The organism is Cyanobium sp. BA20m-p-22 (assembly GCF_024346275.1).
Lineage (GTDB): Bacteria > Cyanobacteriota > Cyanobacteriia > PCC-6307 > Cyanobiaceae > Cyanobium_A.
The window spans coordinates 1-8,284 of the sequence record NZ_JAGQCQ010000157.1; the positions used below are offsets into that span (position 1 = coordinate 1).

16 protein-coding genes and 1 pseudogene are annotated in these 8,284 nt (G+C 62.0%); all 17 read right to left on the reverse strand.

Annotated elements, in window-relative coordinates; genetic code table 11:
• Positions 1-33 precede the first annotated feature (33 nt).
• Complete coding sequence (locus KBZ15_RS13370) at positions 34-162, reverse strand: hypothetical protein (RefSeq protein ID WP_255015710.1); 129 nt, start codon at positions 160-162, stop codon at positions 34-36.
• Between the two features lie 84 nt (positions 163-246).
• A complete protein-coding gene (locus tag KBZ15_RS13375; RefSeq protein ID WP_255015712.1) occupies positions 247-423 on the reverse strand; it encodes a type II toxin-antitoxin system HicA family toxin in 177 nt (58 codons plus the stop codon).
• Positions 420-659 (reverse strand): type II toxin-antitoxin system HicB family antitoxin, encoded by a 240-nt coding sequence (locus KBZ15_RS13380; RefSeq protein WP_255015713.1) that lies wholly within the window; start codon positions 657-659, stop codon positions 420-422. Before KBZ15_RS13380 ends, KBZ15_RS13375 begins: the two co-directional genes overlap by 4 nt.
• A gap of 92 nt (positions 660-751) precedes the next feature.
• Positions 752-826, reverse strand: coding sequence for a hypothetical protein (locus KBZ15_RS18715; protein ID WP_396123485.1), 75 nt, complete (start codon positions 824-826; stop codon positions 752-754).
• Between the two features lie 311 nt (positions 827-1,137).
• Positions 1,138-1,653: pseudogene (locus KBZ15_RS18720) on the reverse strand (hypothetical protein); the annotation flags it as partial.
• 73 nt (positions 1,654-1,726) lie between these two features.
• Entirely contained in the window at positions 1,727-1,933 is a 207-nt protein-coding gene (locus KBZ15_RS13390) for a DUF4351 domain-containing protein (protein ID WP_255015715.1), read from the reverse strand.
• Positions 1,934-1,976: 43 nt separating this feature from the next.
• The gene (locus tag KBZ15_RS13395) at positions 1,977-2,228 is read right to left on the reverse strand and encodes a DUF2442 domain-containing protein (RefSeq protein ID WP_255015717.1); all 252 of its coding nucleotides are present in this window, start codon (positions 2,226-2,228) and stop codon (positions 1,977-1,979) included.
• Positions 2,200-2,439, reverse strand: a complete 240-nt coding sequence (locus KBZ15_RS13400; RefSeq protein WP_255015718.1) for a DUF4160 domain-containing protein — start codon at positions 2,437-2,439, stop codon at positions 2,200-2,202. The genes KBZ15_RS13395 and KBZ15_RS13400 overlap by 29 nt, the downstream gene beginning before the upstream one ends.
• A gap of 422 nt (positions 2,440-2,861) precedes the next feature.
• Positions 2,862-3,236 (reverse strand): type II toxin-antitoxin system VapC family toxin, encoded by a 375-nt coding sequence (locus KBZ15_RS13405; RefSeq protein ID WP_255015719.1) that lies wholly within the window; start codon positions 3,234-3,236, stop codon positions 2,862-2,864.
• The gene (locus KBZ15_RS13410) at positions 3,236-3,490 is read right to left on the reverse strand and encodes a type II toxin-antitoxin system Phd/YefM family antitoxin (protein WP_255015720.1); all 255 of its coding nucleotides are present in this window, start codon (positions 3,488-3,490) and stop codon (positions 3,236-3,238) included. The genes KBZ15_RS13405 and KBZ15_RS13410 overlap by 1 nt, the downstream gene beginning before the upstream one ends.
• A gap of 502 nt (positions 3,491-3,992) precedes the next feature.
• The gene (locus KBZ15_RS13415; RefSeq protein WP_255015721.1) at positions 3,993-4,214 is read right to left on the reverse strand and encodes a hypothetical protein; all 222 of its coding nucleotides are present in this window, start codon (positions 4,212-4,214) and stop codon (positions 3,993-3,995) included.
• The gene (locus KBZ15_RS18725) at positions 4,211-4,693 is read right to left on the reverse strand and encodes a plasmid mobilization protein (protein ID WP_396123484.1); all 483 of its coding nucleotides are present in this window, start codon (positions 4,691-4,693) and stop codon (positions 4,211-4,213) included. Before KBZ15_RS18725 ends, KBZ15_RS13415 begins: the two co-directional genes overlap by 4 nt.
• A gap of 105 nt (positions 4,694-4,798) precedes the next feature.
• Positions 4,799-5,041 (reverse strand): type II toxin-antitoxin system VapC family toxin, encoded by a 243-nt coding sequence (locus tag KBZ15_RS13425; protein ID WP_255015723.1) that lies wholly within the window; start codon positions 5,039-5,041, stop codon positions 4,799-4,801.
• Complete coding sequence (locus KBZ15_RS13430; protein WP_255015724.1) at positions 5,007-5,198, reverse strand: hypothetical protein; 192 nt, start codon at positions 5,196-5,198, stop codon at positions 5,007-5,009. The genes KBZ15_RS13425 and KBZ15_RS13430 overlap by 35 nt, the downstream gene beginning before the upstream one ends.
• A gap of 1 nt (position 5,199) precedes the next feature.
• Positions 5,200-5,445, reverse strand: coding sequence for a FitA-like ribbon-helix-helix domain-containing protein (locus tag KBZ15_RS13435; RefSeq protein WP_255015725.1), 246 nt, complete (start codon positions 5,443-5,445; stop codon positions 5,200-5,202).
• Positions 5,446-6,477: 1,032 nt separating this feature from the next.
• Positions 6,478-7,584 carry a Fic family protein gene (locus tag KBZ15_RS13440; protein WP_255015726.1) on the reverse strand — a complete coding sequence of 369 codons (1,107 nt, stop codon included), beginning with the start codon at positions 7,582-7,584 and terminating at the stop codon, positions 6,478-6,480.
• A 482-nt stretch (positions 7,585-8,066) separates the two neighbouring features.
• Positions 8,067-8,284 (reverse strand): hypothetical protein (locus KBZ15_RS13445; protein WP_255015202.1); only part of this gene is annotated, 218 nt, incomplete at its 5' end.

The window sequence follows — 8,284 nt, forward strand, 5'->3', positions numbered from 1 at the left end:
TGGCGCCGAAGTTCAACTGACGCGATGGCGTGATCACCACCACCTGCCAGGCGTGGATGCTAGGTAATCCCCCCTCTGGGCTTCCAGGATCAGGGCTGGCAGCTCGGGGCGCCTCTGGAACAGCCAGTAGAAGAGCTTGTCGGAGAGCACCCGCTTGATCATTCAGAGCGTGCTCATTCTGGGCAAGGGTTCTTTGGGCTGCAGCTCGTGCAGGACTTGGCGGGATTGGGACCTTGTTATGTAGCTTCAGATCGTCAGATCTCGGATGATCTTTTTAGCAAGAATTTCGTTGATCTCGCGATGCCTCGGCACAGGCTGGGTGCGCCCAGTTTGGGGTTGGTGAAAGATATCGTGTCGCGCTCCATGGCGCAGGAGAACACATCCGGCTTGTTCTAGCTCTCTGATAAGATCGGCCCGCCTCAAGCGACAACAAGCTCGCCAACCTTGCGAATTCCGGGCAAGTCATCTTTAGAGAATTCGTGATACAAGTCAAGCAGCTGATCTTTCAAGTCCTCGAGATCATCACCCTGCGTCCAATGGGCAGGGTAAGCATTTAGGTAGCCGAGAAAATGGCCATCTGATTCGCGCCAGTAAGTAAACGATTCGCTTACGGGGTTGCTTTCAGAGCTGCTATGTGAATTGTCGTTGGCAGGCGTCATCATGCTCTGAAGCCCCTTTATTTCTGAATTGTAGCCCCAGGAAAACTTGGCTGCACTGCCCATTTGGGCGTTCGGACTGAGCGCCTGGTGCCTCAGGTATTGGTGGCCAGCCAGGCTGCCAGGTCGGCTGGGCCCTGGAAGTCGAGCAGGGCATCCAACTGCTCCACCGGAAGTGCCTGGATGCGTGGGTGGTGGTTTCGCTCAAGGGGCCGCAGCGGCGATTGAGGAGGCGAAGGGTAACTTTGGCGGCCTCCTGGGCTTTGCCCTCCTGGAGCCCCTCCCGGCGGCCTTCTTGGCGGCCTTTGGCTTCGCCCTCCTGGCGGCCCTCAGCAAGCCAGTCCTGTACCGCCCTGGTGTGGCGGATCTCCTCAATGGGAATGCCTGCGATCACCATGATTCGCTCCGCACTGAAGTAAGGAAACCGTTGAGCCAGAATAGACAGCACAACCGTGTCCAGATCAGGGCGGCTGGCGAGGATCTGCTGACTGCTGGCGGGCAGCTCGCTCTCAGGCCTCACCGGCAGGGTGAGCAGGTTCAACAGCGGATCGAGATCTGGCTGCTGGCTCAAGGCCTCCAGGCTGATCCAGTGCACCTCCGCCAGAAACACCCGCAGGTGTCGCGGTAGTTGGGCCGGCCCCAGCTTGTGGCGCTGGTGCGGTGTGATCACCACCACCTCCAGATGCTCCACCTGTGGGTGCCGCTGCAGAAACCGGTAGGTCTGCGCCGCCAGGCGGTGGCTGAGCCGGGCAGCAGTGAGCGGATCAGGTCGGGGGCGCTCTGGAAGACGCGGCAGTATCAGCGGTCGGTGTATGGCCTCCGGCCGACTTTGTCTACACTGGCTGCGGGCGCTTGCTGGCGAAAAGGTAGCCGCAGCTTGGGGTTGGGGCTGCAGCCCGTGCGGGGCTTGGTGGCGCTGGGTGTTGCTGGGGTGCGGGGGCCTCGGGGTTTGTTCGGGCTGGGGCGCCTGGCGGCTCAGGGGGAAGCCAGCCGCCATGCCAATTTGGGCGCCTCCATGAGTTTGTACAGCTGTACAGACTCATGCACAGCTGCAAATCAGATGGGCCGCCTCAAGCGTTTCCCGCCAGCCAGGACGCCAGGTCGGCCGGGCCCTGGAAGTCGAGCAGGCCCAGGATCTGGGCGGCGGTGGCTTCGCTGAGGTGGCCGCAGCGGCGGTTGGGTTGGCAGAGGGTGACCTTGGCTTCGCCTGGGCAAGCCAGTTTTGTACAGCCCTGGTATGGCGGATTTCTTCCCGGGGGATGCCGGCAATCACTCACCACCGCACTGGCAGCGTGAGCAGCACCAAATCAGAACATCTAGTCAGAACTTCGCCTTAAGAGGGTAACGACTGGGGTGACGGATTGAATCCAACGAAAGATCAACGTCAAGATCAGGCCAATAAAGATGTGAACTAGATGGCCGAGCCACATTCAGAACCTGATCGATCGTCGCCGATCTGAACCAAGGGAATTCAGAAAAGGGTAATGCCAGTTCTTCGTCGTCAACCAAAACCCAGAGGCAATGCCCTGAGATGTTGGTGACCTCAGCGTCCAAAGCGATCGTTCCAGGCATTGATAATCTCCTGTTGACGAGACTGAACAAGGCGTTCGGCTTGGCCGAGCTTCGTTGCAGAGAGGCCGATGTTTCGAGCAAGCTTAATAGAGGGGGCAAGCCAGAACTTCGCCTCGCCGTCGGGGTGGCTGACATGAACGTGCATCCGACTTTCCTCCCGAGAGAAGAAGTAAAAACGGAATTCACCCTCACGAAAGACGGTGGGTGACAAGCGCCCTCCTCTTCAGCCACATCATCGTAGTCATTATGATCCACACTCCCCGGCGGTGCTGGACGGGTTGGTGTGCGCTATCTCCGCCTCAGGCATTCTGTTCCTTCCTCGTCCAGTGATCAGCACCTTTTCAGTCACAACCGCTCCGGATGCGGCACGAAACCCGGGTGGCGTGAACGATTCCGTACAGGCTGTACTGAATCCTGAACACTGCCGAATCAAGGCCCCTCTTCAGCTGTTGACGGCCGGGCCCCCGGATCCCGGCGGTAGCGACGTCAGTGCGAGGAAAGCGCCTCCGGCGCGATGGCCGATGCGCACCACGCGGTAGTGACCCACCCTTAAGCGGCGCAACCCTTCGGGAGGGCGGCGAGCGCTTTGGCGGTGGACGGGCTGGGACTCCTGGTGGCTTAGGGGGAAGCTGCTCAGACGCGATGCAGCGACACGGCGTAGCCGGGCCAGTGACCATCGGATGACACGGCCATCAGCCCCTCAACCCGCGCCTGGGCAATCAACAGGCGATCAAAGGGGTCGTGATGCACCAGGGGCAGCTGGGCGGTTTCAATCACATGCTCATCGAGCACCGGCAAGAGCGCAGCACCGGCGCCAAGGCTCTGATCGCGGAAGGCGGCCGGTGTCACGTCCAACTTGCCGAGGCGGTGCTTGATGGCCACCTCCCAGATGCTGGCGACCGACACCAGGCAGGGGCTGGCGACCAACAACTCTCGTGTATTGGATCCCAGCCGTGGATCGTCGAGTAGCCACCAGAGCATCACCTGGGTGTCGAGCAACAGACGCATCAGCTGTTGAACAGCTCGGCCACCTGCTGATCCACAGCCTCAGCAAAGGCGGCATCCACCTGGCTGGCCAGGAGCTCGGGCGAGGCCGCAGCCAGAGCGCCAAGCCGCTTCAAACCGGCGGCCGTCGCGCACGGCACCAACTTCACCTGGGCCTTGCCATGGCTGGCAATGATCACCTCTTCACCGGCCAGGGCTGCCTTCACCAGCCGCGACAGCTGGCTCTTGGCATCCAGCATGTTCACCTGCACGGCCATCGGCTCAGCTATTAGCCAGCTTAGCCAGAAATGGCGGTCGGCTTGCGGGTTGGCGAAAGGAAGCGCCGAGGCTCGTCTCCCAGGTGTGGGGGCCAGCCAGGGGGCCAATGATTCCAGCTGCTCCTGCGCGGCGACAATTAGGTAGGCGGGCGCGTTGCCTAATTGTCGCCGCGCATGTACAGACTCCTGCACAGCTGCAAATTAGAGAGGGGGAAACTAGGCCTTGCGAGTTAGGCGTTCAGGTAAGCGCCGAGTGCTGCAGCCGCGCACGCCTAGGGCTGGGATTGGATTCTGCCGATGATCTCAGGCCTGGGCTGTGCGCAGCAGAATGAGCATATGGAGTCCACCACCATGCACACGTTTTCAGTGTTGAAGGGAGATTTCGTGGACTCCTCAAAGTGAGCGCAACAACGACTCATAGGCCTTGTGCAGGCACGTCACTGCTCTGCGTCAGAACCGCTTGCTGACGTTGTCAACTTTGACCAGAACGTCGTCGCTCATCTCAGGCGTCGGTTGGCTCGCCATCCGCTTCCAGCAACCGGCCGGAAGCCCCTGACGATCGATGCAGGGCCAGTTCGAGCACCGTTTCCAGGCGGATCACCCGGCCCTGGAGATCATCGAGGCGGCGTTGCTGCTCCTTCATCAGCCCAGCCATCTCTTCCACCTTGTCGTTCATCCGGATCACGGTGGTGAGAGCCGAGAGAACCCGATCTGTAACGCTCATGGTTGAGCGCCCAAGGCAGCTCTCACCTCGGCGAGTGCCACATCCAGGGTTTGCTCGGTGCGGCTGGTGCTGAGTTCCAGCTGCCTGAGGGCAGCTTCGAGGGCTTCCGCTTCCGCGAGGGAGCGCATTTCGGCCTCAGGGTTGCGGTGGGCATACGCCACTCCCGCCTCACGGAAAAACTGCCCGAGTGAGAGGCCAAGGCTGTTGGCCCGCTCGGTATAGGCAGCCTTCTCTGTGGGTGTCATCAACACGGCTACCCGCTCAGTGGCTCGCTCTGGGGGGTGCTGTGGACCCTTGCCGGCTGTCACGATGTTCTGTGCATGATAAGCACATGCTAAGGCGAGTGCAGCGGGGCTGCAGCCCGTGCGGGGTCTGGTGGTGGTAGGGCCTCGATGGCGCCAGGAGGCTGAGTGGTTTGTTCGGGCTGGGACTCCTTGCGGATCAGGGGGCGAGTCCCACCGATGTTGAGAAACAGCCATCGTCCTCCAGCAGAAATTCGAACACCCGAGCCCGGCTGCCGTCTCGCACAAGCTCCGGGCTTGGTGTAGCGAATAGGTAGTCGGAAGATGGATTGGTCGTTGCCCTCATTTTTTCCAGTACCCGCATGCGGCTGTGGGGGCATGAAGGAAACATTCAGGGGAGCACCCGCGCAGCCAGCTGCTGCAGGCGCTTTCGGCGGTGACCAGTAAGGCTGCTTCGCGGCGGGCCAGGGCCAGATAGAGACAGTCGTAAACGGGGTGATCCAGATGGCAGGCCAACGGCAGCGCCTCCGCCTGCAGGTGACGGTCAGGCTCAATCACATCCACCAGCTCCACAGCCCGGCTCAAGCGCCGCTGCACACAGGGCATTGGCCACCTCGGTGAGCATCAGCTCTGGAGCGAGTACCAGATCGGCCTTCAGCACAGCCTCCTGAAAAGGTGCCGATGGCTCAGCCCCCTCAATTATCCGCACCACAGCCGAGGCATCCACAACAATGCTGGCCATCTCAGCGGGATCGGTCCTGACGGATCAGCTCCTCAGGCGCCGGATCGAAGCCCTGCCTGCCCCGCTCATCGGCCAGGCCCTGAAGGTCGGCTAGGGCCTGCCGGCGTCGCTCGCGGGGATCTCCCCCGCAGGCCTGCTGCAGATCGCTGAGTGCCTGCTGGCTCAAGCTGCGGTGATGCCGCCGGGCCCGCAGTTGCAACAGCTGGTGCAGGGGATCGGGGAGGTCGCGGATCTGCAATGTGGCCATGGGCCGCCGCTCGCGGTCTTGCCAATTCTGTCTACATGCATTTTGCCGTCAGATCACATCTGCAAAGCGCTTCTCCATGCGCCGGAACTGGCGCACGCCGGTAACCAGCAACAACAGGACGATCGCCATCGACAGGCCAAAACCCAGCGGGTTGAGCGCGTAGAGCAACCGGGCTTACATAAAGGCCGAACTGCACATTCAAGCTGGCCAGCCACGGCCCCGCACCCATATTCGCCGCAAAGGCCACAACTTATACCAGAGCATCAGGCCAGCCAGGATCACAAACGAGATCAGGAAGTGCACAAAGCTGGTGATCACCGCAGACGCCGGCACGATCAGCCTCGGGAAATACACTTTCGTGAGCAAATTTGCGTTGGAAATCAGGCTCTCAGGGCAACATCGCCGTAAACACCACCATGGTGAGAAAAGGGCGGATCAACGCCCATGCCACGCCTATGAAGGTCTGCTTCTCGATCCGGTTAGGCTCGAGCACCAGCCATTGGCGGGCATGAGGGAGCTGGTGGGGGCCAGCCAGGCGGCCAGGTCGGCCGGGCCCTAGAAGTCGAGCAGGGCCAGGATCTGGGCGGTGGTGGTTTCGCTCAAGGGACCGCAGCGGCGGTTGAGGAGGCCAAGAGTCATCTTGGCGGCTTCGCGGGGGATACTGGAATAAGTGCCGCCGTCTTTGGAGAGACTGTTTGTTCGGGCTGGGGGGCCTGGTGGCTATGGGAAGCGCAATAAAATGGAAGGGTTCGCGTGGGGCCTGCAATGGAGGTCGCCACACTCACCGCCAAGGGGCAGATCACCGTGACCAACGCTGTGCGTGACGCCCTGGGTCTGCGGCAGGGTGATCTGCTCAGCTGGGAGTGGAGGATGGCTCGGTGCGGGTGCGGGCCGTGGCACCGCTGGATGTGGCCCTCATGCAGGTCTTTGCCGGCCTATGAGTGCCTTCGACCGCCTTGCGGTAGTGCGGGTGCCGTTTCCGTTCGCCGATCGCCTGGCCCAGAAGCGGCGGCCACCTTTTGCTGGCTCTGATCACTTCAGCGCGCCAATCCCGCCAGCAATCAGAGGCACCCAGCGCGCCGACCGGCCCCGGCCCTCCAGTTTCATCAGGCCCACCTCCGCTAGCTGCAGCAGCACCTGGCGGATCAGTTCGCGGCTGATGCCAGGGCACTCTTTCTCAATGGAGCTCACGGGGAAGGGCACCAGTTGGCGCAGGCAGGCCTCGCGCACCAGCTGGCGCTTCTCGGCTCGTGGCACCGTCAGGCCCTCGCCCTGGCGCAGCTCCGCCAACGCATCGATGCGCTGCTCAAACTCCCGGTAGCCCCGCAGCAGTACACCCCACAGATAGCGGCACCAGGGCAGCGGATCATGCCGTTGCTCATGCCAACCCTGGGACGAAACTTCCAGGCTCTCGTAGTAGCCGGCGCGGGCGTCTTCCACCAGCCGCTCCAGGCTGATGTAGCGCCCCAGAAGCCAACCGCTGCGGTAAAGCAGCAGCAGGGTGAGCAACCGGCCAACGCGCCCATTGCCATCCGTAAACGGATGAATGCAGAGGAAGTCGAGTACGGCGAGCGGGATCCAGAGCAGTTCGTCGTTGCCGCGTCGCTCCAGCGCCGAGCGGATCTCGTCCATCAGCACGCCCATCGCTTGCGGCACAGCCACCGCCTCCAGGCAGCGAAACCGCACCCGCAGTACCTGTCCGCTGGCATCCCGCTCCTGGATTTCATTGTTGGTGCTCTTCCACACACCACCCCGGCCGGTGGAATAGCTGGTGAGCCGCTGATGCAGCTGCAATACCAGCCGCGGCTCCAGGGGCATCTCCGCGGCGTGCTCATGGATAAGGGCCAGAGCGTCGCGGTAGCCAGCTACCTCCTGCTCTGAGCGGTTGCGCATCTCGGCAGCCTTCAGCACCAGCCGCTCCACCCGAGCCCGGGGCACAGCGATGCCCTCCAGCCGATTGGAGCTTTGGCTGCTCTCCACCAGCGCCACGGTGCTCAGGGCATCCAGAGCCTCTGGGCGCCGCCGCAAAAACAACTCCTGCCGGCCCTGGTGGCTGGCGAGGGCTGCCAGCATGGCGCCATCAGCTGCCGTGAGCCGCAGACGATCCAGCGCAGATGTAAAGCCGGGGTAAGCAGCCAATGCCAAGCCAAATGCCAATCAACCCCAAGAATGCCAACGAATGCCCTTGTTGGCATTCTTGGACCGCCCGTGGCTTCGCTCAAGGGTCCGCAGCGGCGGTTGGTTTGGCGGAGTGCCACCTTGGCGGCTTCTCGGGCCTGGCCGCGGGCTTCACCGCGGGCTCCACCCACTGAATTCGGCAGGCGATAAATTCGGCCATCGGCTTCCAGGCATGCGATGCAGTGTCACGTCGTAACCAGGCCAGGCCCTGCAGTTTGGCCATCACCATTTGGGCTTCTCCACAAGTTTGTACAGCCTTTACAGATTCCTGCACAGCTGCAAATCAAACGTGGGGAACTAGGCGATGCAAATTAGGCGCTCAGGTAAATGGCGAGCGCTGGCTGGCGAAATGGTATCGGGAGGTTGGGGTTGGGCTGCAGATTGGGCGGGGCTTGCGGAAGCATTTGCGATTAGGTGTTCCCCGCCGGCCGGGCGCATCAGCTTCAGGCGGTAGCTCCCTGGGGTGCCGGCGCCGGCTGGAACATGAACATCGAATAGATCACGTTGCGGCGCATCTGGGTCATCATCTCGAGAAACATGTCGTAGCCCTCGTTTTTGTATTCGATCAGCGGATCCTTCTGGCCGTAGCCGCGCAGGCCCACCGATTCCCGCAGGGCGTCCATTGCCTGCAGGTGCTCACGCCAGAGGGTGTCGATCTGCT